Annotated in this window: 22 protein-coding genes and 1 pseudogene; 10 read left to right on the top strand and 13 right to left on the bottom strand. The window is 74.5% G+C overall.

The window, feature by feature from the left end; translation table 11 throughout:
- The first annotated feature begins 127 nt into the window (after positions 1 to 127).
- The 3 genes from ACI79U_RS01605 to ACI79U_RS01595 are packed head-to-tail and all read left to right on the top strand — an operon-like array spanning position 128 to position 3,377.
- Entirely contained in the window at positions 128 to 1,621 is a 1,494-nt protein-coding gene (locus ACI79U_RS01605; protein ID WP_457064405.1) for a flavin-containing monooxygenase, read from the top strand.
- Complete coding sequence (locus ACI79U_RS01600; protein ID WP_457064403.1) at positions 1,618 to 2,538, top strand: alpha/beta fold hydrolase; 921 nt, start codon at positions 1,618 to 1,620, stop codon at positions 2,536 to 2,538. The genes ACI79U_RS01605 and ACI79U_RS01600 overlap by 4 nt, the downstream gene beginning before the upstream one ends.
- Positions 2,535 to 3,377 (top strand): SDR family NAD(P)-dependent oxidoreductase, encoded by an 843-nt coding sequence (locus ACI79U_RS01595; protein WP_457064401.1) that lies wholly within the window; start codon positions 2,535 to 2,537, stop codon positions 3,375 to 3,377. Before ACI79U_RS01600 ends, ACI79U_RS01595 begins: the two co-directional genes overlap by 4 nt.
- A 27-nt stretch (positions 3,378 to 3,404) precedes the next feature.
- Here ACI79U_RS01595 and ppsA read toward each other — a convergent pair whose 3' ends face one another.
- Together ppsA and ACI79U_RS01585 are read right to left on the bottom strand one after the other, a co-directional pair.
- Positions 3,405 to 5,828 carry a phosphoenolpyruvate synthase gene (gene ppsA / locus ACI79U_RS01590; RefSeq protein WP_457064399.1) on the bottom strand — a complete coding sequence of 808 codons (2,424 nt, stop codon included), beginning with the start codon at positions 5,826 to 5,828 and terminating at the stop codon, positions 3,405 to 3,407.
- Complete coding sequence (locus ACI79U_RS01585; protein ID WP_457064397.1) at positions 5,828 to 6,730, bottom strand: pyruvate, water dikinase regulatory protein; 903 nt, start codon at positions 6,728 to 6,730, stop codon at positions 5,828 to 5,830. Before ACI79U_RS01585 ends, ppsA begins: the two co-directional genes overlap by 1 nt.
- Positions 6,731 to 7,138: 408 nt before the next feature.
- Here ACI79U_RS01585 and ACI79U_RS01580 point away from each other — a divergent pair, with 408 nt between their 5' ends.
- Entirely contained in the window at positions 7,139 to 7,495 is a 357-nt protein-coding gene (locus ACI79U_RS01580; RefSeq protein ID WP_457064395.1) for an excisionase family DNA-binding protein, read from the top strand.
- A gap of 77 nt (positions 7,496 to 7,572) precedes the next feature.
- On the opposite strand, the gene ACI79U_RS01575 is transcribed toward ACI79U_RS01580, so the two are convergent.
- From ACI79U_RS01575 to ACI79U_RS01550, 6 genes are all read right to left on the bottom strand, one after another.
- Positions 7,573 to 8,505, bottom strand: a complete 933-nt coding sequence (locus ACI79U_RS01575; protein WP_457064393.1) for a vWA domain-containing protein — start codon at positions 8,503 to 8,505, stop codon at positions 7,573 to 7,575.
- A 60-nt stretch (positions 8,506 to 8,565) separates the two neighbouring features.
- Positions 8,566 to 9,549 (bottom strand): AAA family ATPase, encoded by a 984-nt coding sequence (locus tag ACI79U_RS01570; RefSeq protein ID WP_457064391.1) that lies wholly within the window; start codon positions 9,547 to 9,549, stop codon positions 8,566 to 8,568.
- A 53-nt stretch (positions 9,550 to 9,602) separates the two neighbouring features.
- Positions 9,603 to 10,439: a mycofactocin-coupled SDR family oxidoreductase gene (locus ACI79U_RS01565; RefSeq protein WP_457064389.1), complete on the bottom strand. Its 837-nt coding sequence runs from the start codon at positions 10,437 to 10,439 to the stop codon at positions 9,603 to 9,605.
- The gene (locus ACI79U_RS01560; protein ID WP_457064387.1) at positions 10,436 to 11,272 is read right to left on the bottom strand and encodes a mycofactocin-coupled SDR family oxidoreductase; all 837 of its coding nucleotides are present in this window, start codon (positions 11,270 to 11,272) and stop codon (positions 10,436 to 10,438) included. The genes ACI79U_RS01565 and ACI79U_RS01560 overlap by 4 nt, the downstream gene beginning before the upstream one ends.
- Before the next feature lie 326 nt (positions 11,273 to 11,598).
- Positions 11,599 to 12,126 carry an acyl-CoA-like ligand-binding transcription factor gene (locus ACI79U_RS01555; protein ID WP_457064385.1) on the bottom strand — a complete coding sequence of 176 codons (528 nt, stop codon included), beginning with the start codon at positions 12,124 to 12,126 and terminating at the stop codon, positions 11,599 to 11,601.
- A 167-nt stretch (positions 12,127 to 12,293) separates the two neighbouring features.
- Positions 12,294 to 13,583: a HupE/UreJ family protein gene (locus tag ACI79U_RS01550; protein WP_457064383.1), complete on the bottom strand. Its 1,290-nt coding sequence runs from the start codon at positions 13,581 to 13,583 to the stop codon at positions 12,294 to 12,296.
- A 174-nt stretch (positions 13,584 to 13,757) separates the two neighbouring features.
- Here ACI79U_RS01550 and ACI79U_RS01545 point away from each other — a divergent pair, with 174 nt between their 5' ends.
- Positions 13,758 to 14,351: a hypothetical protein gene (locus tag ACI79U_RS01545; RefSeq protein WP_457064381.1), complete on the top strand. Its 594-nt coding sequence runs from the start codon at positions 13,758 to 13,760 to the stop codon at positions 14,349 to 14,351.
- Positions 14,352 to 14,409: 58 nt separating this feature from the next.
- Here ACI79U_RS01545 and ACI79U_RS01540 read toward each other — a convergent pair whose 3' ends face one another.
- A complete protein-coding gene (locus tag ACI79U_RS01540) occupies positions 14,410 to 14,988 on the bottom strand; it encodes a helix-turn-helix domain-containing protein (RefSeq protein WP_457064379.1) in 579 nt (192 codons plus the stop codon).
- Between the two features lie 87 nt (positions 14,989 to 15,075).
- Here ACI79U_RS01540 and ACI79U_RS01535 point away from each other — a divergent pair, with 87 nt between their 5' ends.
- Positions 15,076 to 15,558 carry a mycothiol transferase gene (locus ACI79U_RS01535; protein WP_457064377.1) on the top strand — a complete coding sequence of 161 codons (483 nt, stop codon included), beginning with the start codon at positions 15,076 to 15,078 and terminating at the stop codon, positions 15,556 to 15,558.
- An 83-nt stretch (positions 15,559 to 15,641) separates the two neighbouring features.
- Here ACI79U_RS01535 and ACI79U_RS01530 read toward each other — a convergent pair whose 3' ends face one another.
- Positions 15,642 to 17,045: a threonine/serine ThrE exporter family protein gene (locus ACI79U_RS01530; protein WP_457064375.1), complete on the bottom strand. Its 1,404-nt coding sequence runs from the start codon at positions 17,043 to 17,045 to the stop codon at positions 15,642 to 15,644.
- 121 nt (positions 17,046 to 17,166) lie between these two features.
- Here ACI79U_RS01530 and arr point away from each other — a divergent pair.
- Positions 17,167 to 17,637 (top strand): annotated as a pseudogene (arr, locus tag ACI79U_RS01525) (NAD(+)--rifampin ADP-ribosyltransferase); the annotation flags it as partial.
- 12 nt (positions 17,638 to 17,649) lie between these two features.
- Here arr and ACI79U_RS01520 read toward each other — a convergent pair.
- Complete coding sequence (locus ACI79U_RS01520; protein WP_457064373.1) at positions 17,650 to 18,141, bottom strand: ATP-binding protein; 492 nt, start codon at positions 18,139 to 18,141, stop codon at positions 17,650 to 17,652.
- A 426-nt stretch (positions 18,142 to 18,567) separates the two neighbouring features.
- Between ACI79U_RS01520 and ACI79U_RS01515 the strand changes: the two genes are divergently transcribed.
- Entirely contained in the window at positions 18,568 to 19,410 is an 843-nt protein-coding gene (locus ACI79U_RS01515; protein WP_457064371.1) for an arylamine N-acetyltransferase family protein, read from the top strand.
- 38 nt (positions 19,411 to 19,448) lie between these two features.
- Here the strand turns inward: ACI79U_RS01515 and ACI79U_RS01510 are convergent, their stop codons facing one another.
- Complete coding sequence (locus ACI79U_RS01510; RefSeq protein ID WP_457064369.1) at positions 19,449 to 20,846, bottom strand: aminotransferase class V-fold PLP-dependent enzyme; 1,398 nt, start codon at positions 20,844 to 20,846, stop codon at positions 19,449 to 19,451.
- A gap of 92 nt (positions 20,847 to 20,938) precedes the next feature.
- Complete coding sequence (locus ACI79U_RS01505; RefSeq protein ID WP_457064367.1) at positions 20,939 to 21,943, bottom strand: EamA family transporter; 1,005 nt, start codon at positions 21,941 to 21,943, stop codon at positions 20,939 to 20,941.
- A gap of 109 nt (positions 21,944 to 22,052) precedes the next feature.
- On the opposite strand from ACI79U_RS01505, the gene ACI79U_RS01500 reads away from it, so the two are divergent.
- Together ACI79U_RS01500 and ACI79U_RS01495 are read left to right on the top strand one after the other, a co-directional pair.
- Complete coding sequence (locus ACI79U_RS01500; protein ID WP_457064365.1) at positions 22,053 to 22,592, top strand: CGNR zinc finger domain-containing protein; 540 nt, start codon at positions 22,053 to 22,055, stop codon at positions 22,590 to 22,592.
- 226 nt (positions 22,593 to 22,818) lie between these two features.
- Positions 22,819 to 23,790 carry a quinone oxidoreductase family protein gene (locus ACI79U_RS01495; RefSeq protein ID WP_457064363.1) on the top strand — a complete coding sequence of 324 codons (972 nt, stop codon included), beginning with the start codon at positions 22,819 to 22,821 and terminating at the stop codon, positions 23,788 to 23,790.
- Positions 23,791 to 23,803: the final 13 nt, after the last annotated feature.

Here is a 23,803-nt window from a genome sequence, read left to right as displayed (position 1 = left end):
GCGCGCCCGATCACCGGACCTCCGCGGGCCGGGCCCCGGTGGCGCGCGCGGCGGTCGGCTCGGCCTGGCACCGAGGGCCGCCATCGCGCACAGTCGGGGGCGGTACCCGCCCGACCCTGGAGCGACCATGACCACCCCGAGTGCGGTCGAGCACCTCGACGTGCTGATCGTCGGTGCCGGCATCTCCGGCATCGGCGCCGCCTACTACCTGCAGCGCGACCACCCGCGGCGCAGCGTCGCGTTGCTGGAGGCACGCGGCGCGACCGGCGGCACCTGGGACCTGTTCCGCTATCCGGGCATCCGCTCGGACTCCGACCTGCACACCTTCGGCTACGAGTTCGCGCCGTGGCGCGACCCGCGGTCCATCGCCGGCGCCGACCGGATCCTCGACTACCTGCGCGGCACCGCCGCCGAGCACGGCATCGACCGCCGCGTGCGGCTGCACTCCCGGGTCGTGGCCGCCGCGTGGTCGTCGGAGCAGGCCCGGTGGACCGTCGAGGTCGAGCACACCGACACCGGCGACCGGAGGACGCTGACCTGCGGCTGGCTGTTCTGCGCCGGCGGCTACTACCGCTACGACGAGGGGTACACCCCGCACTTCGCCGGGCGCGAGCGGTTCGGCGGCCGGATCGTGCACCCGCAGCACTGGCCCGAGGACCTCGACACCGCGGGCAAGCGGGTCGTCGTCATCGGCAGCGGCGCCACCGCGGTCACCCTCGTCCCGGCGCTGGCGGAGACGGCCGAGCACGTGACCATGCTGCAGCGCACGCCCAGCTACGTCATGCCGGTGCCGGCCGAGGACCGGCTGGCCAACCGGCTGCGCCGGGTGCTGGGCGAGGAGCGCGCCCATCCGCTGATCCGGCGCGCGAACATCGCCAAGGGCCGGCTGGTGTGGCAGTTCTGCCAGCGGCACCCCGACCGCGCGCGGAAGATCATCCGCTGGGTCAACACCCGGCAGCTGCCGGCCGGCTTTCCGGTCGACGAGCACTTCAACCCGCCCTACGGCCCGTGGGACCAGCGGCTGTGCGCCGTGCCGGACGGCGACCTGTTCCGGGCCATCCGGGAGGGGACGGCGGAGGTGGTCACCGACCGGATCGCCACCTTCACCGAGTCCGGGGTGCTGCTGGCGTCGGGCCGGGAGCTGCCGGCCGACGTGATCGTCACCGCCACCGGGCTGAACCTGCAGGCGTTCGGCGGGGTGGAGCTCACCGTCGACGGCCGCCCGGTGCACCTGCCCGACACCATCGCCTACAAGGGGATGATGCTCTCCGGCGTGCCGAACCTGGCCTTCGCGGTGGGCTACACCAACAGCTCCTGGACGCTGAAGATCGGGCTGCTCTGCGAGCACTTCACCCGGTTGCTCGCCCACCTCGACGCGCACGGGTACGACAGCGCCCGCCCCGAACCGCGGGACCCGGACATGCCGACCCGGCCGTTCCTGGACTTCGCGGCCGGCTACGTCCAGCGCGCGGTCGACCAGCTGCCGCGGCAGGGTGACCGGATGCCGTGGCTGACCTCGATGGACTACCGGGCCGACGTGAAGCTGCTGCGGGCCGACAGCGTCGTGGACCCGGAGCTGGTGTTCACCCGCAGCGGGGCGGCTCAGCAGGTGGCCGCGTGAGCGACCCGGATCCGGACCGGTTCGTCGACCTGCCCGCCGGCCCGCGGATCTGCTTCCGCGTCGAGGGCCCGGACGACGGCGCCCCGCTGCTGCTCGTCGCCGGCCTCGGCGTCGACCTGACCGCCTGGCCGCAGCGGATGGTCGACGGCTTCGTGGCCCGCGGGTTCCGGGTCGTCCGGTTCGACAACCGCGACATCGGCCGCTCCAGCCGGATCGACACCCCACCCCCGGGCCGGCTCCGCCAGCTGCTGGCCCGGCCCCGCCCCGGCTGCTACGACCTGGGCGACATGGCGGCGGACACCCACGGGCTGCTCGACCACCTGGGCATCGACCGGGTGCACCTGGTGGGCATGTCGATGGGCGGGATGATCGCCCAGACGCTCGCCGCCCGGCACCCGGACCGGGTCGCCAGCCTCACGTCGATCTTCTCCAGCACCGGCGACCGGCGGGTCGGTCAGCCGGCCCGCTCGACGCTGCTGCGGCTGGCCAAGGCCCCGGTCCGCACGGTGGAGGAGTCGGTCGAGCGGCACCTCGACCTGCTCCGGCACATCGGCTCCCCGACCCTGGTGCCCGACGACGACCTCGAGCGCGCCTGGGCGCTGGGGCTGTGGGAACGGGGCGGCGGTGCGCGCGCCCGCGCCGGGGTGCCGCGGCAGATCAGTGCCATCCAGGCCTCCGGGGACCGGACGGCGGAGTGCCGGCGGATCACGGCACCCACGCTGGTGGTGCACGGTTCGGCCGACCGGATGGTGCACCCGACCGGCGGCCGGGCCACCGCGGCAGCCGTCCCCGGCGCCCGGCACGTCGAGATCGCCGGGATGGGGCACCACCTGGCGCCCGGCGTCGTCGACCGGCTCGTCGACCTGACCACCGACCTCGTGCGCGGCACCGGCGCCCCGGCAGGAGACGACCGATGAGCAGCGTGCAGGGCAAGGTCGCCGTCGTCACCGGCGCGGGGTCGGGCATCGGCCGGCAACTGGCGTTCGAGCTGGCCCGGCGCGGGGCGCGGGTGGCGGTCTCCGACGTGGACGAGGGGCGCGCGGCCGAGACCGCCGCCCGGGTCCGGGCGCTGGGCGCCGAGGTGCATCGCGCCCGGCTCGACGTCGCCGACCGCGACGCGGTGCTGGCGTACGCGGCCACCGTGGCCGAGCACTTCGGCGTCGTCCACCAGGTCTACAACAACGCCGGGGTGGCGGGCGGGACGACGGTGCTGGACAGCGACTGGGCGGACTACGACCGCATCCTGGGGATCAACCTGTTCGGCGTCCTGCACGGCACGAAGGCCTTCCTCCCCCACCTGATCGCCTCCGGCGACGGGCACGTGGTCAACGTGTCCAGCCTGAACGGGATCATGGCCCAGGCGTCGATCAACGCCTACAGCGCTAGCAAGTTCGCCGTCCGCGGGTTCACCGAGGCGCTGCGCACCGAGATGCTGCTGGCCGGGCACCCGGTGCAGGTGACCGTGGTGCACCCCGGCGGCGTGCGCACGAACATCGCGACGGCGGCACTGGAGCACTCCCGGGCAGCCGGTGCGGTGACGCCGGAGGACGAGGCGCGGATGCGCACCTACAACGAGAAGCTGCTGCGGATGCCGCCCGAGCAGGCCGCCCGGATCATCGTGGCCGGCGTCGAGGCGGGGCGACCGCGGGTGCTGGTGGGCAACGACGCGAAGGTCGTCGACCTGCTGGTCCGGCTCCTCCCGGCCACCTACCCGCGGCTGGCCGCCCGGCTGCAGCGGCGCGCGAAGCGCGGCTGACGCGCGCCGCCGTCAGCGGGCCCCGGGTCAGGCCGGGCGGGCGGTCGTGCCGCTGCTCTTGGCGAGGTGCAGCCAGGTGTCGACGACGGTGTCCGGGTTCAGCGACATCGACTCGATCCCCTGCGCCACCAGCCACTCGGCCAGGTCGGGGTGGTCGCTGGGGCCCTGACCGCAGATGCCGACGTACTTGCCGCGCTCCAGGCAGGCCTTGATCGCCATCTCCAGCACGGCGAGGACGGCGGGGTTGCGCTCGTCGAAGCTGCCGGCCACCAGGCTGGAGTCGCGGTCGAGCCCGAGCACCAGCTGGGTCATGTCGTTGGAGCCGATGGAGAACCCGTCGACGTGCTCGAGGAACTCCCCGGCCAGCAGCGCGTTGGAGGGCAGCTCGCACATCATCACCACCGACAGGTCGTTCTCCCCGCGGCGGAGCCCGTGGCTGGCGAGCAGCTCGACCACGCCCTCGATCTCGGCGACCGTCCGGACGAACGGGATCATGATCTTGACGTTGGTCAGCCCCATCTCGTCGCGCACGTACCGCAGCGCCTCGCACTCCATCGCGAAGCAGTCGGCGAAGTCGGCCGACAGGTACCGCGACGCCCCGCGGTAGCCGAGCATCGGGTTCTCCTCGTGTGGCTCGTAGGCCTCACCACCGAGCAGGTTGGCGTACTCGTTGGACTTGAAGTCGCTCATCCGCACGATCACCGGCTCCGGCGCGAACGCCGCGGCGATCATCGAGATCCCCTCGGCGACCCGCTGCACGAAGAAGTCCCGGGCCGAGGGGTAGGCCGCGATCCGCTCGGTGATCTGCGCCTTCAGCGGGGCGTCGAGGGTGTCCAGCTCCAGCAGCGCGCGGGGGTGGATGCCGATCTGCCGGTTGATGATGAACTCCAGCCGGGCCAGCCCGACCCCGGCGTTCGGCAGCCGGGAGAACGCGAAGGCCTGCTCCGGCGTCCCCACGTTCATCATGATCTTGGTGGGGATCTCCGGCATGGCGTCCAGCTCGGTCTCGGCGACCTCGAAGCCCACCTCGCCGGCGTACACCAGGCCGGTGTCGCCCTCGGCGCAGGAGACGGTGACCGGGTCGCCGTCGGACAGCGCCCGGGTGGCGGTGCCGGTGCCGACGACGGCGGGGATGCCGAGCTCGCGGGCGATGATCGCCGCGTGGCAGGTCCGCCCGCCGCGGTTGGTGACGATCGCCGAGGCCCGCTTCATGATCGGTTCCCAGTCCGGGTCGGTCATGTCGGCGACCAGCACGTCGCCGGGGGTGAAGGAGTCCATCTCGTCGATGTCGCTGAGCACCCGGACCGCGCCGGCGCCGATCTTCTGCCCGATCGCCCGCCCCTCGACCAGCACCTCCCCGGTGCCGGTCAGCCGGTAGCGCGCGGTGGTGTTCCCCGAGCGGGACTGCACCGTCTCCGGGCGCGCCTGCAGGATGTAGATCTGCCCGGTGTGGCCGTCCTTGCCCCACTCGATGTCCATCGGCCGGCCGTAGTGCTCCTCGATGTTCAGCGCCTGGCGGGCCAGCTCGAGGACCTCGTCGTCGGTGAGGGACAGCTTCCGGCGGTCGGCGGGGTCGACGTCGACGAACTCCGTCGTCCGGCCGACCTCGGCGTGCTCGGTGTAGACCATCTTGGTGGCCTTCTCCCCCACCCCGCGCTTGAGGATGGCCGCGCGCCCGGCCCGCAGCGCCGGCTTGTAGACGTAGAACTCGTCGGGGTTGACCGCCCCCTGCACCACGCCCTCCCCCAGCCCGTACGCCGAGGTGACGAAGACCGCGTCCCGGAAGCCGGACTCGGTGTCCATGGTGAACAGCACGCCCGACGCACCGACGTCCGAGCGCACCATCCGCTGCACGCCCGCCGACAGCGACACCGACTCGTGGTCGAAGCCGTGGTGCACGCGGTAGGCGATGGCCCGGTCGTTGTACAGCGAGGCGTAGACCTCCCGGACCGCCTGCAGCACCGCGTCGATGCCGCGCACGTTGAGGAAGGTCTCCTGCTGGCCGGCGAAGGAGGCGTCGGGCAGGTCCTCGGCGGTGGCGCTGGAGCGCACCGCGAAGGAGGCCTCGGCGTCGTCCCCGGCGAGCTTCGCGTACGCCGTGCGGATGTCGGCCTCCAGCGCCGGCGGGAACGGCTGCTCGACGACCGCCCGGCGGATCTCCTTGCCGGCGGCGGACAGCGCGCGGACGTCGTCGGTGTCCAGCGTGCGCAGCTGCTCGGCGATCCGGGCGGCCAGCCCGGTGTCGCCGAGGAAGCGCTGGTAGGCCGCGGCCGTGGTGGCGAAGCCGTCGGGGACGCTGACCCCGGCGTCGGCGAGGTGGGAGATCATCTCGCCCAGCGAGGCGTTTTTCCCGCCCACGACCTCCAGGTCACCGAGCCCCAGCTCGGCGAACCACCGGACGTTGTCGGCGTCGGTCGGCGTGGTCGTCTCGGCTCCGGTGTCGGTGCTCATCAGCTGTTCCCTCGTCGTCGCAGGTCTCGGTGCGTGGTGGACCGACCGGCGGAGCGCCGCTGCCGGGCCAGGGTCTGGATCACCACGGCGGCGATCTCCTCGACGGAGGCCGCCGAGGTGTCCACCGTGGGCAGGGAGTGGGTCTCGTACATCGCCGTCGCCCGGCGCAGCTCGAAGCGGCACTGGTCCTCCGAGGCGTAGCGCGAGTCCGGGCGCCGCTCCTGGCGGACCCGGCTGAGCCGGGCGACCGTGGTGGTGAGCCCGAAGCACCGCTCGTGCAGGTCCCGCACGGGGCGGGGCAGGTCGGTGGTCTCCAGGTCCTCGTCGACCAGCGGGTAGTTGGCCACGAACAGGCCGTGCTGGAGCGCGAGGTACATCGCGGTCGGCGTCTTCCCGCAGCGGGACGGCGCCAGCAGGACGACGTCGGCCCGGTCCAGCCCGCGGGGGCTCAGGCCGTCGTCGTGCTCGATGGCGAACTCGATCGCCGCCATCCGGTCGTTGTAGCGCCGGACGTCGCCGACCCCGTGCAGCCGCCGCGCTTCCCGCAGCCCGCGGGCGCCCAGCTGCTCCTCGACCATGCGCATGTGGATGCCGAAGAAGTCGATGATCGGGGCCCTGGTCTTCAGCAGTTCCTCGCGGACCTCGTCGACCGCCGCGGTGGTGAACACCAGCGGAGCGACCGGGCCGGCCATCACCTCGTCGAGCTGGGCGACGACCTCCCGGGCCATCTCGACCGTCGAGATGAACGGGATCAGCGTGCGCTCGAAGTGCACGTCGGGGAACTGGATCAGCAGCGCGTTGCCCATCGTCTCCGCACTGATCCCGGTGCTGTCGGACAGGAAGAACACCGGGACGGTGGTCTCCTCGTCGCGGTCCGCGGCGGCCGGGGCGAGACCGGTCACCGGGCACCCCGGCCCGAGCCATCGGCATCAAGGCCGTGGCCACCCGGTTGTCCACGCGTCACGTCGGCACCTCTGGTCTTCCGCGTCGTTGCAGAGAAGAGCGAGCTCGCGCAGAGCATCACACGCGGACCGGGACCGCGGTTGCCGGGCTCCGGCCCCCGGAAGACCGGGTGCGCACGCGTCGGTGCACCAGGCACCCGCCGCCGGCGTCGCCACACCGTTCTCGCCCGTCACGCGGGGCTTCCGGGGCGCACGGACAACACCTGACGAACGGGAACAGTTCGTCTCGTTGCACATTTCTTGCCCATCCCGCCCCTGATGCCCCTACTGTCGGTCCCAGCACGGACGCGCAGCGTTGCCAGCGACGAGTGGCAGCCCGGTCCGTGAACCGCCATCGAGAGGAACCCCGTGTCCCTGCCCCAGCGCTCCCCCGCTCCGGCTCTGTCCCGTCCGGTCGCCCACGCCCAGCAGCGCTACGCCCGCCCCGTGGTGCCCGGCCCGCGCCCGGCGATGCGCCCGGCGATGCGCCCGGCGCCGGCCCAGCCGATGGCCGCCCGCCCCGTGCAGGAGCGCCCGGCGCCGCGCCCGGTGGCCGCGTTCCTGACCGTGGCCGAGGTGGCGGCGATCATGCGCGTGTCGAAGATGACCGTCTACCGCCTCGTGCACGGCGGCGAGCTGGCCGCGGTGCGCGTCGGCCGGTCCTTCCGGGTCCCCGAGTCCGCGGTGCGCGAGTACCTCTCCGACGCCCGCACCGACCTGGGCTGATCCGCTGACCGGCCGGCTCCCCGGCCGGCCGGTCGGTCGGGGCGGCCCGCAGCGGCCCACGTCCCGGGACGGGCCGCTCAGTCGGCGAAGACCGCCGTCAGGGCCGCGGCGGCGTCGCGGTGGTCGCGGACCGGCCTGACCCGGCCGCGGCCGGCCCGGGCGAGCTCGCGCCCCAGTTCCAGGTCCACCTCGCCGGAGGTGTCCAGCAGGACGTCCAGCCGGGGCAGCCGGGCCGCGGTCGCCCGCGGGTCCGGCCCGGCGTTGTGCACGCAGTCGGACAGCAGCAGCACCCGGGCGTCGCGCGGTGGCACCCCGACCAGCTGCCGCGCCGCCGTCTCCAGGGCGAAGGTCACGTTGGTGAGCCCCTGGGTGGGGACCCGGAGCAGCAGATCCAGGACGGCAAGCGGCGCCACCTGCTCTCCGCGTCGCACCAGCACCGCAGCGTCGGACCAGAACGCGACCACCGCGAGGGAGTCGCGGGCGAGCTCCCCGGCCAGCGCGCCCACCGTCGCGGCCGCCGTCCGGACCCGCTCGCCCTTCATCGACCCCGAGACGTCGACGACCAGCACCACCGAGCGCTGCTGGCGGACCCGCTCCCGGACGACGACGTCGGTGGCCTCCGGGTACGGCTCGCCGGCGATCGCCTCCAGCGTCCGCTCCAGGTCGAGCTCGTCGGACCCCCCGCTCCACGGGGTGCTGGTGAGCTCCCCGACCCCGTGCCCGGCCCGCCGGTCCCGGGGCGGGCGCGGGACCGACAGCCGCCGCGCGATCTCCCGGGCACGGCGTCGGGTGAGCTGGTCCAGCGTGCTCTCGGTGGTCAGGTCGGTGAGCGGGATCAGGTCGGCCGGCTCGTCCGTCGTCCCCGACGCCGTGCCGCCCGGTCGGGACGGACCAGGCTGGGTCCGACGGCGGTCTCCTGAGGACAACGCCAGCCCGCCGCCACCCCGGGCCGGCTCGTACAGCGAGGGCTGATCGGTCAGCTGCTTGGGCTTGCGGCGCAGCGGTCGCATGCCCCGGGCCGCTCCGGCACGGTCCCGGCGGGTGATCGGGGCGTCGGCCTCGACGGCTCTTCAACCAGGGGCGGCCGCCGCCGGTCGCAGCAGGAAGTGGTCCTCCCAGATCTCCCGCAGCACCGCCTCCGGCGTGGTCTCCAGCGTCTCGTCGAGGAGGACCCGGCCGGACAGCGCCAGCAGCACGGCGTCCAGCACGACGGCGGTGTACTCCTCCGGCAGCCCGCGGGGCGGGGCGATCGACGGCTCGTCGGGCAGCGACACCCCACGCATCGCGGCCAGCTGGGCCGCGACCAGCGCGGTGTCGATGGCGCCGCGGACGCTGCTGCCCTGCCGGACGTCGTCCCGATCGCGGGTGGCCCGGGTGAGCGCCACCGCGTCGGCGACCAGCCGGGGCGACTCGACGCCGGTGCGGCGGCCCACGATGCCGCGCTCGGCCTCGGCGTCCTGGTAGCCGATCGCCAGCCGGCAGAGCCGGTCGTGCACCGAGCTGGACAGCCGGGTCGTGCCCACGTTGTCGTAGGGGTTCATCGAGGCGATCACCCGGAAGCTGGGCTCCGCGACCACCGTCCCGACCCGCGGGATCGCGATCCGCCGCTCGGCCATCGCGGTGAGCAACGTGTTCAGCGTGTCCTCGGGTGCGCGGTTGAACTCCTCCACGTACAGGAAGCCGCCGGAACGCATCGCCTCGACCAGCGGGCCGGGCACGAAGTTGTCCGGGGAGTAGTCCTCACGCAGCACCCGGGCCGGGTCGTGGTGGCCGACCAACCGGGTCGGCGTCAGGTCCGCGTTGCCCTCGACGAACACCAGCGGGATGCCCCACTCGACGGTGATCGACCGCAGCAGGGTGGACTTCGACGTGCCCGGCGGCCCTTCCAGCAGGACGTCCCGCCCGGCGGCCACCGCGGCCAGCAGCAGGTCCAGCTCGCGCTCCCGGCCCACCAGGTGGCCGACCACCCGACGGCGCACGGCGCGGACCGCGGCCCCGTCGTCGCCGGTGACCCGGCGGCCGGTCACCAGCGGGTCGTCCTCGTTCCTGCCCATGCACCCCTCGGTCCCGTCGTCGCCGGGCGGCGTCGCCGCCGCCCGGCGACGACTCACTTGACGGTGTAGCCGGCGTCGACCGGGAGGGTCACGCCGGTGATGTAGCGCGCCTCGTCGGAGACGAGGAACAGGATGGCGTTGGAGATGTCCACCGGCTCCACCCACGGCACGGGCAGGGCGTTGGTCGAGGCGAAGATCGGCTCGGCCTTGGCCCGGCTGGGTGCCGGGTCGTCGGGCGCGAACAGCCCCCAGGTCTTCTCGTTCTGGATCATCACCGTGTCCACCCCGGTCGGGTGCACCGTGTTGACCCGGATCGAGTGCTGGGCGAACTCGTTGGCCAGGGTGCGCATGATGCCCACGACCCCGTGCTTGGCCGCCGTGTAGTGGATCGTGTTCGGCGTCCCCTTGAGGCCGGCGGTGGAGCTGGTGAGCACGATCGCCCCGCCCCGGCCGCCCTCGATCAGGTGCGGCAGGGCGACCTTGCAGGTGTTCCAGACGCCGGTCAGGTTGATGTCGATCATCTCCCGCCAGGCGTCGTCGGTGAGCTCGAGCGCCGGCTGGATCTCGAACACCCCGGCGTTGCCCAGCACGATGTCCAGCCGGCCGAGCTGGGAGACGCCATCGTCCACGGCCGCCCGCAGCGCAGCGGTGTCCCGGACGTCCGCCTTGGTGGCGACGATCCGCCGGTCCAGCGCCTCCACCTGGCGAACCGTCTCGGCCAGGTCCTCATCGGTGGCCGGCGGGTACATCTGTATCGACTCCACCGGGCCGGCGATGTCGACGGCGATGATGTCGGCACCCTCCTGGGCCAGCCGCAGCGCGTGGCTGCGGCCCTGGCTGCGCGCCGCACCGGTGATGAAGGCGACCTTGCCCTCGACCCGGCCGGTCACTTGCCCACCGCCCCGGCGTCGATCGGCAGCTGGACCCCGGTGACGTACCGGCCCTCGTCGCTGACCAGGAAGAGGATCGCGTTGCTGATGTCCACGGGCTCGACCCACTCGACCGGCAGCGCGTTCATCGTCCGGAACGACTCGGCGGCCTCTTCCCGGGTCACCTCGGACTTGGGCTTGTCCGGCCGGAACAGGCCGTAGGTCTCCGGGTTGTGGATCATGTCGGTGTCCACGGACGTCGGGTGCACCGAGTTGACCCGGATCATGTCCGGGGCGAGCTCGTTGGCCAGGGTCTTCATCATCCCGACGACCCCGTGCTTCGCCGCCACGTAGTGCGCCAGGTTGGCCAGCCCCTTGATGCCGGCCGTGGAACTGGTGAGCACGATCGCCCCGCCGCGGCCACCGGCGCGGATGTGCGGCACCGCGGCCCGCACCGTCTTGAAGACGCCGGTCAGGTTGACCCCGATCATCTCGTCCCACATCTCGTCGGTCAGCTCCTCGACCGGCGCGAAGCTGGCGATGCCGGCGTTGGCCAGCACGATGTCGAGCCGGCCGAGCTCCGCCACCCCCTCGTCGACGGCGGCCCCCAGCGCCGCGGTGTCCCGCACGTCGGCCCGGGTCGCGACGATCCGGCGGTCCAGCGCCTCGACCTGGCGCACGGTCTCGTCCATGTCGTCCTGCGTGGCCTGCGGATAGCCGACCGAGGCCAGGTCCTGCAGGTGGTCGACCGCGATGATGTCGGCGCCCTCCTGCGCGAGCCGTACGGCGTGGCTGCGGCCCTGACCGCGCGCCGCGCCGGTGATGAAGACGACCTTTCCCTCGAGCTTGCCCATGCGTCCTTCTCCTCCGACGTCGTCGTCTCGGATCCGGTCTCTCGCCGCGTGCGGCGGGGGATCGATCCCCGGCACCCCGGTCGGGCGCCGAGTTCAGGGGCAGTCGCCGTCCGACCGCCGCTCGTCCGGCCCAGGTGCGCTCACACCCCGGGCCGCCCGTCGCCCGGTCCGCGCGACGAGGTGGTCCTGGCCGTCTCGAGCACAGCGCCTCCGGGTGATCTGGGTCACGGACGAGAGGGCGCCGACGCTAGTGGCACTCGGTGCCGAAAGGCAATGCACGACGCAAAGCGGCATCGTCCCGCCGGACACCGGGCCGACGCCGTCGGTCAGCGACCGGGCGGCTCTGCAGGCAGCAGCAGGCCCAGCATGCCCCGGAGCGCATCGGCCAGCTCGGTCTCCGGGTGTGCGATCCAGTGCGCGTGGGCGGCGACCGCCGCCGCCACCACCGCGTGCCCGAGGGCCTCCGCGTAGTAGGGGTCCTCGCACGGGCGCGTCCTGGCGTACTCGGTCACCGCCCGGCACCACTGCGAGAAGACCACCGCGGTGTGCGCGGCCAGGGCGGGCACACCGAGGACCAGCTGGGCGCGCTGCAACGCCCACTCACGGTCCTGCGGTGGGTGGTGCAGGGCCGCCAGGACGGCGCGGGTCACCACGGCCTGGCAGGGCTCGTCGGGGTCCGCGGCGGCCAGCCCTCGCCGGAGCCCGGCCAGCTCGGTCGGGGATTCCACGAAGAGCACGTCGGCCTTGCTCCCGAAGTAGCGGAAGAAGGTGCGCCGGCCGATGCCGGCGGCGCGCGCGATGTCGTCGATGCTGGTCTCCTCGAACCCCACCTCGAGGAACAACCGCTGAGCCACGGCAGCCAACTCGTGCGGACTGGTGGCAGCGGGACGGCCGGTGGCCCCCGACGGTCGCGCTGCTCGCTCCCCCACACTCTCAGTCTCCCCCCACCGGGCCGGGTGACCGGGCCTGGCGTCGGCAGCACCTCGGCGGGACCAGCTGCCCGGCGCGGCCCGGTCCGCCCTCACCGGGAGCGGGCGGACACCTTGGAGCGCACCCGCGTCGGGTCGGTCCCCGCGCGGGCGGTCGGCCGGTCCGTCGCCCACCCGGCCACGGCCAGGCCGGCCAGACCGCCGACGACCCACCACGAGCGGGCCACCAACGCCTCCTCCACGCCGGCCAGCGGATCGGCCAGCCAGCCGAGCCGGTCCAGCGCCCAGGTCGTCGCCGCGACCAGCGCGATCAGCGCCCCGGTGATGCGGACCCGCGGGTACCAGCCGGTGCGGGACAGCAGGTACAGCGAGGGGAAGACCAGCGCGACGGTGAGCAGCTGGGCCAGCTCGACGCCGACGTTGAACGCCAGCAGCGCGGGCACCGAAGTGACCCCCGCCAGCCCCAGGTCGGTGAGGATGCCGGCGAAGGCGAGCCCGTGCACCAGGCCGAAGCCACCGGCCACCAGCACCTCGCCGCGACGGGCCAGCGGGCGCAGCGCGTGCACCGCGGCGACGCCGACCGAGACGGCGATGAGCACCTCGACCGGTGCGCTCGGCGCGGTCACCCAGCCCAGCGCCGAGGCCAGCAGGGTCAGCGAGTGCCCGACGGTGAAGGCGGTGACCACCGCCAGCACCGAGCGCAGGGTCGGCCGGGCGCCGTCCCGCCGGTGCCAGTGGCCGGCCACGGCGACCACCGGGGCGACCAGCAGCAGGGTGAGCAGGAACAGCTGGTGGTCCGCGCCCTCGAGCACGTGGTGCAGCCCGTACCCGACCATGTCGGCCAGCCCGGTGCTGGCGGTGTCGCCGACGACGAGGCTGTCGTCGGCGGCGGTGAGCACGCCCGCGGTGGAGATGTCCCCGGCGGCGTCGGTGAGCACGACCACCGCCTCGTGGGACGCGTCGGCCTCGATGACGCCGTCGTAGGCCAGCGTGAACGACGAGGGGTCGGCGCCGCTGGTGTCCAGCACCACGTCCACCCGGTAGGACTCGATGCCCTCGACCGTCTCCCGGGTGACGGCGGACCACGTCTCCGACCACGCGCTGCCGTCGCTGCCGGTGACCGCCAGGTGCTCGGCGAGGTAGCCGGCCACGTCCGCGTCGGTGGCCGCGCCGCCGAGCGCCGCGTCGAGGGTGTCGGCCGCAACGGAGACCGTCGCCTCGACCTGCTCCTCGCCAACCCGGACGGCCAGCGTGCTGCTGGTGAGGCTGTGCGCCTGGGCCGTGCCGGCGGTGACCATGGTCAGGCCTCCGGCCAGCACACCGGTGAGCGCGGTGGCGGCCATGACACGAGAGGGCAGGGCGCGGGTGCGGCGCGTCGTCATGACGTCGACCGTGACCGGGCCGGCTGTGCCCGGGCTGAGGACGACGTGTGGACCGTCCAGGCGGGACTCAGGGAACGCACAGCAGGCACATCGAGCACACCGAGCCGCCCGGTCCAGCGTGGTTCCCACACCACCCGGGTCGTCCCCCGACGACCCCGACCCGCAGGAGTTCCCGTGCAGATCCGCAGGACCGTCGCCGCCCTGGCCCTCTCCATCTCCCTGGCCCTCCCGCTGGCCGCCTGCGGCACCACCGACAGCGCCACCACGGCCAGCACCTCCATCAGCAGCACCGACTCGTCGACGTCCACGACCGACACGACCGAGTTCGGCGGCGGTGGGATGCCCGCCGGCGGCCAGGGCGGCCCCGGCGGGTCGGTCGACGTCTCCTCGGTGACCACCGAGGAGCAGCTGGTCGAACTCATCCAGGACGCCTACGGCGACCCGGGCCTGGACCTGCACCGAGGCCACCAGCCGGTGCAGGACGTCCTCGACGAGGTGCTCGGCATCTCCCACGACGAGCTGCACGTGCGGATGGAGGCCGGCCAGGGCCTCGCCGAGGTCGCCGAGGACCTCGGCATCGACCCGCAGGAGCTGATCGACGGCATGGTCGCGAAGTACGGCGTGGCGATCGACACGCTGCTGGCCGACGGGACGATCACCGAGGAGCAGGCCGACCAGTACCTCGCCGACCTGGAGACTGCCTTCGAGTTCCGGGTCACCTGGGACGGTGAGGCAGCGACGCCGACCTACTCGGGTCTGGACGCCTGACGCACGCGTGCCCACCGCCGGGCTGCACCACCTGGCCCGCCGGCGCCACACGGTCCGATCAGGAGCGGGCCGGGGCGCCCCCGGGCCGGAGTGACCGTTCTCCCTGGGGACCGAAGAGCATGAGCAGCTCGGCCGGCCGGCGGTCGGCGCTGCCGATCCAGTGCGGGACCCGCGCGTCGAACTCGGCCGTCTCCCCCGGGCCCAGCGTGGTCTCCGCATCGCCCAGCACGAACCGGACGGCCCCGTCCAGGACGGTGAACACCTGGTGCCCCGGGTGCGACCGCAACGCGCGGGTGGGCTTCCGGCCCAGCGGCGGGAACACCACCTCGTAGACCTGCACGCCGCCGGGGCGTCGGGCCAGCGGCACCGTCTGCACCCCGGCGCGCTGCGTGGGCACCAGGTGGAGCCGGGGGTCACCGGTCCGTGGGGCGCCCACCAGGTCGTCCAGCGGGAGCCCGTGCACCCGGGCCAGCGGCAGCAGCTGCGCGAGCGTCGGGTGGACCCGGCCGGGCTCCAGCCGGGACAGCGTGCTCGCCGTCAACCCGGTCTCGGTGGTGAGCGCGGCGAGCGTCAGCCCCTGCGCCCGGCGCAGCGCGCGCAGCCGCCGGCCCACACCGGTGAGGACGTCCGCGGTCACGGGCCGAGCGTGCAGATCTGCACGAGACCGTGCAAGGCGCCGGTCCACGCGGCGATCCTCGGCCCACCCGAACCGCCTGGAGGGACCGTGACCCGCTGGACCGACGACCTGCGCAGCAGCCTCGACGAACGGCTGGACGTCCACCGCACCGCGATGCACGACAGCCTGGACGGGGTGACCGAGGAGGAGGCCCGGGTCCGGCTCGTGCCCTCGAAGACCACGCTGCTGGGTCTGCTCCAGCACGTCACCTACGTGGAGGCGGTCTGGTTCGGCCAGGCGGTCACCGGGGCGTCGACCCGGGAGCTCGGGGTGGCCAGCAGCCCCGACTGGTCGTTCGTGCTCCGCAGGGACGCCACGATCGCGCCGGTGCGGGCGGCCCATGAGCACCGGTACGCCGAGTCCCGGCAGACCATGGCCGGGCTCGCCCTCGACGACGAGGTGACCGGCCGGGACACCCGCCCGGTCTGGGCGCTGTACCTGCAGGTGCTCGGCGAGCTCGCCCAGCACGCCGGGCACGCGGACGTCCTGCGCGAGCAGCTGCTCGCCGCCCGGGCGCGCCCGCCGGCCTGACCGGCGACGGCGGGTCAGGCCGCCGGTCTCCATCCGCCGGATGTCGGTCCAGCCGCGCTGCTCACCGCCCCTCGGGGCCGACCTCAGCTGGGCTTGGTCGCCCGGCGCCGCACCCGGCGGTCGAACCGGTCACCCCGGCCGCCCAGCGGCCGGCCGAAGTACCTGCCCAGCACCACGCCGGCGGCGAGCGCCAGGCCGATCGCCGCGGCCCCCACGAGCAGGTTCACCCCGCGCGACACGTCCGCCTCCACGACGATCGCGAAGAGGCCCCGGTAGATGGTCAGGCCCGGCAGCAGCGGGACGATGCCGCAGACCGCGACCAGCAGGGGCGGGATCCGCAGCCGATCGGTCAGCGACTCGCCGCAGAAGCCGACGACCACGGCCGCCGCCGCGCTCGCCACCGCCGCGCCGGCACCGAGCGCCCCGGCCACCGACGCCGTCGTCCACGCCAGCGCGCCGGCCACCGTCGCCACCCCGATGGCGTGCGGGCGGGCGTGCGAGGCCAGCGCCCAGAACCCGGCCATCCCCGCCGCCGCGACCAGCGTCACGGCGAACGGCGCCGTGTACGTCGACGGGTCGATCACGCGCAGCGGGACCTGCGCCCGCTGCGCCACGTCCAGCACGGCGGCGATGCCGACGACGATGCCCGTCGTCAAGGTCAGCACCTCGAAGGCCCGCGCCGCGGCGGTGACCGGGAAGCCGCTGATCGCGTCCTCGGCCGCGCCCACGAAGGACAGGCCGGCCAGGAGCACCACGATCCCGGCGGCGACGACCATCGAGGTGCGGACGTCGACGTCCCAGACGACGAGCAGGACGGCCGTCCCGGTGGCCACCGCGGCACCGGCTGCCTGCTGGAAGAACGACGGGAGCCCGCGCCGGTCGAGCGCCCGGATCGTCAGCTCGACGACAGCCGTGGTGAGCGCCGCGACCAGCGCCACCAGCCAGCCACCACCGAGCACGAAGGCGACGCAGCCGGCCACGCCCGACCAGCCGAGGGCGTGGATCGGCCGGCGGTAGGGGTGCGGCGCGGACAGCACGTCGTCCAGCTGGCGGTGCGCGTCCTCCAGGTCCAGGCCCGCTGCCCTGATCGCCGCGGCCAGGTCGGTGATCCCCTGGAGCCGGGTGTAGTCCAACCCGCGCGGGCGCACGATGCGCATCAGCATGAGCGGCGGGACGTCGTCGGGGTCGTAGCTGACCGTCAGGGACGTGAACGTGATGTCGACGTGGCAGTCGCTCATCCCGTAGGCCGCCGCGACCCGCAGCACCGAGGCGGTCGCATCGGCCGCCGAGGCCCCGACCGCCATCATCGACTCCCCGATGCGGAGGGCCAGACCGAGTACCGCCCGTGCGGTGGTCGCATCGACCGGGCTCGGGCGGGCGCGCAGCGCGAAGGGCTGCGTCGGCGGACCGGAGCCGGAGATCGCCTTCCGCGCCCGGTCGGGCAGGCGGGCGAACCGCGGCCTGCGGTCCCGGCTCCTGAGGTGCACGCCGCCAGGCTACGGATCGGTGAGGGCAGTCCGGGGCCCGCGACCGCAGCGCGTGCTGTGGCCCTCCTGGAACGGGGCGGGAGCAGAGTGGGCTTCCCCGACGTCTGGACAGGAGCCGGCCATGGACGAGACCAGCGGCGACCGCGTCGCCGTGACCCACGAGAGCTGCGGGCACGTCGAGGGCCCCTTCTCCCACGGGACGAAGGCGGCGCTCGACGTCGGCGCCGAGCTGGTCCCCGGCTGGGGGTCCGACTTCCAGGCGGGCCGGGTGTCGAACCACGTGTACTCCACCGCGCTCCTCGACCCCGCCGCCTGGGGAGCGGAGCTGGCGACGGCGTTGGCCGGGAACGGCGAGCGGGGGCGCATCTCCGTCGTGGAGCCCCTGGGTCCCTTCGAGGACGACCCGAACGTGACCGACGAGCGGTTCCCCCGGAACCCGACGCAGTCCTACCGCACCCGCGATCCGCTGCGCGTCGTCGGCGAGGTGGACGACTGGACCGGGCACGACCCGGCGACGCTGGCGGCGATGCTGGCGGCGATGCTGGAGAGGCTGGCGCGGCTGCGGGAGCAGGGGCTGGACGTCATCGAGGACCAGCCGTGGCGATCAGCCGGGCTTGACCAGGCAGGCCCAGACGAGCTTGCGGTCGGGCTCGTAGTGCACGCCGTGTGCGGCGGTGAGGTCGGCGATCACGTAGAGCCCGTAGCCGCCCTCCCCGGCGGCGCGCTCCCTGGCCGGGGTGGGTGCGCGTCCGGGGGCGCCGTCGGTGACGACGACGATCCACCGGCCCTCGTCGTCACCGACGTGCAGGCTCGAGGGTGATGCGCCGTGGCGCAGCGCGTTCGAGGTGAGCTCGTCGATCACCAGGACAGCCCGCTCCACGGCGTCCTCCACGACCGGGGGCACGTCGTCGTCCCGGCCGATGCCCAGCGACGAGAGCAGGAACTGGTGCACCTGCCGGCGCACCAGGCTCAGGCCGCGCAGCGACTCCAGCTGGAGCGAGAGCCGGGTCGTGGCAGCCGCCGGGACGGCGCTGTCGCCCTGCCAGGACGCGTAGGCCTCGGCGTACTCCGCCGGGGTCCGGGTCGGGCCGGTCACGGCCGCGCCCCTTCGTGAGGTGCGGTCGTCGGCCGTCCTCGTCGTGGACGGGAGCGCTGATCAGCGAGCAGGCCCGGGAGCCCCGGCAACCGGTCTCCCGGGCGCGCACCGGGACACCGGAGCAGCGGCACGCGGTCGGGCACGCCGGCCCCCCGAGCCCGCTCGACAGCCGCCGGCAGCTCCGCGGCGGCGGCCCGGCCGGCTTTGCCCGTGGCCACGCGCGCCGGTCCCTCCATGAGAGCGCTACCTCCGGAGCGGGGCGCCACGGGACGCGGCGCGCGACAGGATGCTGCCATCATGAGGCATCCCCGTCGCGGGCCGGCAGTGACCCCCCGCGTGCCGGCGGGCCGTGCCCCGGGACCCACGCGGCACCGGCGCGACACCGGGAGCAGCCGGCCCGCCGGGCCAGGAGGGCAGGACCAGCCGATGTCCGACGCAGGCCGACCGATCCGGCAGCCGGAGTGGGCCACCGGCGAGCTGCAGCTGGCCGCCTACCTGGCACGGATCGGGCACGCGGGTCCGGTCGCGGCGACCGGTGCGACGCTGCACGCCCTGCACCGCGCGCACGTGGCCACCATCGCCTTCGAGAACGTCGACGTCGTTCTGGGCCGCTCGCCCGCGGTCGACCTCGCCGGCGTCCAGGCGAAGCTCGTGGGCGGTGGCCGGGGCGGCTACTGCTACGAGCACGCCACCCTCTTCGCCGCCGTCCTCGAGGAGGCCGGCTTCCGGGTGCAGCGACTGCTGGCGCGCGTCGGCGGGAACCAGTTCCGCCCCCGCCCCCGCACCCACATGGCCCTGCACGTGCGCGGCGACGACGGGGACTGGCTGGCCGACGTCGGGTTCGGCAACGCCCTGCTCGAACCACTGCGCTGGGGGGACGCCGGCTGGCACCGGCAGGGCGGGTGGCGGTACCGGATGGCCGGCGGGCCGGAGAACACCTGGCAGGTCGAACAGCAGACCGGGGACCGGGCCACCAGCCTGTACAGCCTGGTCGACGAGCCGGTGCACGCCTCGGACGTGCTGATGGCCAACCACTTCACCGCGACCCACCCGTCCTCACCCTTCGTCGGGCAGCTGGTGGCCATCCGCAAGGACGACGACTCGTTCGTCCGGCTGCGCGGGGTCACCCGGCGGGTGGAGCGGCCGGACGGCAGTGCCGAGGAGGAGCAGCTGTCCCCGGCGCAGGCGGTGACGGCGCTGCGGGAGGAGATCGGCGTGCGGTTGTCCGACGCCGACGCCCGGGCACTCGAGGCGGCCCTGACCCGCTGAGCCGGCCGCGCGCCCGCCGATGCCCGGTCCGGCTGCGCTCAGCGCAGCTGGCCGGCCGTCGCCGCGGGGCGGCGCCGGACCTGGTCCCCCGGGTGCGCGGTGAGGGCGCGCAGGGCTTCTCCCAGCGCGGCCACGTCTGCCAGTGGGGTGGCCGAGCTGCAGCTCGCGCGCACGGCGCCGGGCACCCGGTCGGCCCGGTTCGCCCGGACGTCGTCGTGGAACTGCGCGACCTCGTCCGCGGTGAGTCCGAGCAGCCGGCCGAGGTGGGGGTGGGCGCAGAAGCACCCGCTGCGGACGCCGATGCCGTGCTCCCGGGCCAGCCGCTCCGCGACCTCCCCGTGGGGCATCCCGTCGATGACGAAGGCGGCCACCGGGAGGCGGTCGCCGGAGGTGGGACCCAGGCGACGCAGGCCGGGAGCGGTGGCGAGCTCGTCGTCCAGCGCCCGGACGAGCAGGTCCTCGTGGAGCCGGTTCCGCCCCGCCGCGGCGAGCAGCTCCTCCGCGGCGGCGGCGAGGGCCACGACGCCGACGACGTTGGGCGTGCCCGCGTCGTCCCGGTCGGGGGTGTCGGCCCAGATGACCTCCTCGTGCGAGACCGCCTTCACCGCCCCTCCCCCGACGAGGAAGGGTTCGCCGTCGGCGAGCAGCCGACGGTCGACGACCAGTCCGCCCGCGCCGAAGGGCGCGAACATCCTGTGGCCGGACCACGCGAGCGCGTCGATCCCGAGCGCAGCCATGTCCACCGGCCGGTGCGGCACCAGTTGCGCGCCGTCGACCACCACCAGCACCCCGCGGGCGCGGGCCGCCGCGGCGATCCCGGCCAGGTCGGGCATCCAGCCGGTGACGTTGGACGCCCCGGACACCGCCAGCACCCGCGGCGTGGGCCGCTCGTCGAGAGCGGCGACCACGGCGTCGACGTCGAAGGTCCCGGACCGGTCGACGTCGACGATCCGCACCCGCGCATGACGCCGCCAGGGCAGCAGGTTGGCATGGTGCTCGACCGCGGTGGTGACGACGACGTCGTCCCGGGTCAGCCCCAGCCGGAAGGCGATCAGGTTGAGGCCCTCGGTGGTGTTGCCGGGGAAGAGGGCCACGTGCGTCGCCGGATCGGCCCCCACGAACCGGACGAGGCTCTCGCGGGCCCGCTCGTACCGGGCGCTGGTGTACTGCGACTTCGCGCCGGCTCCCCGGTGGACGCTGGAGTACCACGGCAGGAAGTCCTGCACGGCACGGACGACGCCCGCCGAGGCCGGCGTGGTGGCCGCGGCGTCCAGGTCGACGTGGCGCCGCTGCTCGCCGCCGACGGAGACGTGCAGGTTGGCGCCGACCAGGGCAGCCTGCGGGGAGAGGTCTCCCGTGCCGAACGAGGACGCCATCGCCATCGAGCTCCGGTCATGACCGGCCGCCATCCCGACGACCGCTCGGAAGCGTCCCACCGCCGACCCCGCACGCCGTCGACGACACCACGGATCCGGGCACTCACCGACGCGGGGCCCGTCGTGCGAGCAGGGGGGCTACTGCACCGACGTCACGGGTCGGCCGGTTCGACCGCGACCGGGTGGCCCGGAGCGACGACCGGCCCCGGGTCGACGACGTCGGCCGGCTCCTCGGCCGGCCGTTCGCCCAGCCGGACGAGCACGATCCCGGCCAGGACGACGATGCCTCCGACGAGCTGCACCGGTCCCGGGCGTTGCCCCAGCGCCAGCCAGGCGGCCACCACCGCGAACAGCACCTCGCTGAGCCCCACCAAGGAGCTGAGCCGCGAGCCCAGGAGGCGGACGGCGGCGATGCCGGTGCCGTAGGCGATCGCCGCCGCGATCAGCGACAGGCCCAGGACCGGCACCAGCCAGCTGGTCGACCTCCCGGCGAACTCGACGTCGGACACCGTCGTCCGCCATGGGACGACACCGACGAGCGCGGCCGCGCCGAGCAGCAGCGCGCCGACGCCCAGCCCCGCCCATGCGCTGACCAGCGGTGGGAGGGCGCCCTCGGTCCGGGCGGAGAGGATGAAGTAGGAGGCCAGGCCCAGCGCGGCCACCAGCCCCCAGACGATCCCGATCGGGTCGAGCTGGGCACCCCGGGCCACGTCGAGCACCAGCACCAGGCCGGTGATCGCGACGACCACCCCGGCGGTGGTGACCGCGCTGGGCCGCTGGCCGAGCCGCGCCCAGGTCCACAGCACCACGAGCAGGACGGCGGAGTACTCCAGCAGCAGCGCCACCCCGACCGAGAGCCGGGCGACCGCGGAGAAGTAGGCGAGCTGGGGCAGCGCGACGGCGAGCGCGCCGAAGGCCAGGACGGCGCCGGCGTTGGACCGCAGCAGGTGCCACCGCCCGCGCAGCTGGAGGACGGCGGGGACGGTCAGCACGAGAGCACCCAGGCCGACGCGCACGATGACGGCGGACCCGGCGCTCCAGCCGGCGTCCAGCAGGCCGGCGGCGAAGACCCCGGCCGTGCCGAAGGCGGCGGCGGAGAGCACCGCCAGCAGCAGGCCGAGCAGTCCGGTCCGGCGGTCGAGCACGGCAGCCCCCATGTCAGGAGTCAACGGAGGGACGCTCCTGACATCCGGGACGCTAGCAGAGAGTCAGGGGTCAACGGGCATAAGCTCCTGACGACCGGACACCCGCGGAGGGAGGGCCCGCATGCTCTTCGCCCATGACACCGAGATCGCGCTGGCCGCCGCGACCGCACTGGTCAACACCGCGGCGGACGGCGCGGAGCGGCTGCCCGACCCCACGGCCCTGGCGGCCTTCCTGGACACCTGGCAGTTCACCGGCAGCCGCGCCGGCGACGCCGCCGAGCTGGCCGAGGTGCACCAGCTGCGCACGGTGCTCGCCCGGATCTGGACCGCCGACGAGGACGGCGTGGTCACCGTGGTGAACCGGCTGCTCCGGGAGGGGCAGGCGCTGCCGCAGCTGGTCCGGCACGACGGCTGGGGCTACCACGTGCACGCCACCGAGCCGACCGCCTCGCTGGCCGACCGGATGGGCGTGGAGGCGGCGATGGCCCTGGCCGACGTGGTCCGCGCCGACGCACTCGACCGGCTGCGCCGCTGCGCGGCCCGCGGCTGCGACGACGCGCTCGTCGACCTCACCAAGAACGCCAGCCGCAGGTTCTGCGACAGCAGCTGCGCGAACCGGGAGCACATGGCCGCCCATCGGGCCCGCCGCACCGCCGGCTGATCCGCGCTGGCCCCCGTCCGCCGACCGGTCCGGCCGCGCTGCCGGGCACCCTCGAACGGCGGTGCCCGCCCGGCTGCCCCGCCGTCCCCTCAGCCGACGGTTGCGCTGGCGGCCACGACGACCCGCGGCAGGATCAGCGCGCCCCGGCGGTGCAGGCAGGCGGGCGGGCAGGTGCCGGCATGCAGCACCGACGCGCCACCCCGAGGACAGCTCTAGCCTCACGGTCATGCGTGCCGTCCAGATCACCGAGTTCGGTGGCCCCGAGGTCCTCGACGTCGTCGACCTGCCCGACCCCGTCCCCGGGGACGGCGAGCAGCTGTACGAGGTCTCCTCGTCCGGGGTGAACTACGCCGACACCCACCAGACGGAGAACAGCTACCTCGCCCCGCAGGAGCTGCCACTCATCCCGGGTGCGGAGTTCGTCGGCACCCCGGCCGGCGGCGGCCAGCGCGTGGTCGGACTGCTGGCCGGCGGCGGGTACGCCGAGCGGGTCGCGGCCAACCCGCGGCTCACCTGGCCGGTGCCCGACGAGGTCACCGACGAGCAGGCGCTCGCCGTCGTCCTGCAGGGCGCCACCGCCTGGCACCTGCTGCGCACCTCCACCCACCTCTCCCCCGGTGAGTCCGTGGTGGTGGTCGCCGGCGCCGGCGGCGTGGGCACGCTGGCGATCCAGCTGGCCAAGCACTGGGGCGCCGGCCGGGTGATCGCGACCGCCTCCAGCGCGGAGAAGCGGGCGCTCGCCGAGTCCCTCGGCGCCGACGCCACCGTCGACCCGGCGCTGGCCGAGGACGACCCGAAGACCTTCACCGCCGCCCTGCGCGAGGCCAACGGTGGGCAGCGGGTCGACATCGTCCTGGAGATGACCGGCGGCAACGTCTTCGAGGGCGCCCTCTCCGCACTCACCCCCTTCGGCCGGCTCGCCGCCTACGGCACGGCGGGCCGGGTGCCGCCGAAGCCGGTGAACCCGCAGTCGCTCATGCTCACCAGCCGCGCGGTCGCCGGCTTCTGGCTGGCGCACTGCTTCCGCCGTCCGGAGATGCTCGACGAGGCGATCACCGACCTGCTGGCGCTGGTCGCCGCCGGCACGCTGCGCCCGGTCAGCGGCGGCCGCTACCCGCTCGGCGCCGTCCGCGAGGCGCACCAGGACCTGCTCGCCCGCCGCACCACCGGCAAGCTGGTCCTCGACCCCACCCGCTGACGGGCGCGGGCTC

This window comes from Modestobacter sp. SYSU DS0904 (assembly GCF_054051115.1).
This window is presented reverse-complemented; position numbering and strand designations above follow the sequence as displayed.

Excerpts from the sequence above, each read along its gene's own strand:
- ACI79U_RS01515 (WP_457064371.1), top strand. The coding sequence starts at position 18,568 with ATGTCCGACGCAGGCCGACCGATCCGGCAGCCGGAGTGGGCCACCGGC.
- ppsA (WP_457064399.1), bottom strand. The coding sequence starts at position 5,828 with ATGAGCACCGACACCGGAGCCGAGACGACCACGCCGACCGACGCCGAC.
- ACI79U_RS01560 (WP_457064387.1), bottom strand. The coding sequence starts at position 11,272 with ATGGGCAAGCTCGAGGGAAAGGTCGTCTTCATCACCGGCGCGGCGCGC.
- ACI79U_RS01550 (WP_457064383.1), bottom strand. The coding sequence starts at position 13,583 with ATGACGACGCGCCGCACCCGCGCCCTGCCCTCTCGTGTCATGGCCGCC.
- ACI79U_RS01605 (WP_457064405.1), top strand. The coding sequence starts at position 128 with ATGACCACCCCGAGTGCGGTCGAGCACCTCGACGTGCTGATCGTCGGT.
- ACI79U_RS01595 (WP_457064401.1), top strand. The coding sequence starts at position 2,535 with ATGAGCAGCGTGCAGGGCAAGGTCGCCGTCGTCACCGGCGCGGGGTCG.
- ACI79U_RS01575 (WP_457064393.1), bottom strand. The coding sequence starts at position 8,505 with ATGCGACCGCTGCGCCGCAAGCCCAAGCAGCTGACCGATCAGCCCTCG.
- ACI79U_RS01570 (WP_457064391.1), bottom strand. The coding sequence starts at position 9,549 with ATGGGCAGGAACGAGGACGACCCGCTGGTGACCGGCCGCCGGGTCACC.
- ACI79U_RS01500 (WP_457064365.1), top strand. The coding sequence starts at position 22,053 with ATGCTCTTCGCCCATGACACCGAGATCGCGCTGGCCGCCGCGACCGCA.
- ACI79U_RS01505 (WP_457064367.1), bottom strand. The coding sequence starts at position 21,943 with ATGGGGGCTGCCGTGCTCGACCGCCGGACCGGACTGCTCGGCCTGCTG.
- ACI79U_RS01495 (WP_457064363.1), top strand. The coding sequence starts at position 22,819 with ATGCGTGCCGTCCAGATCACCGAGTTCGGTGGCCCCGAGGTCCTCGAC.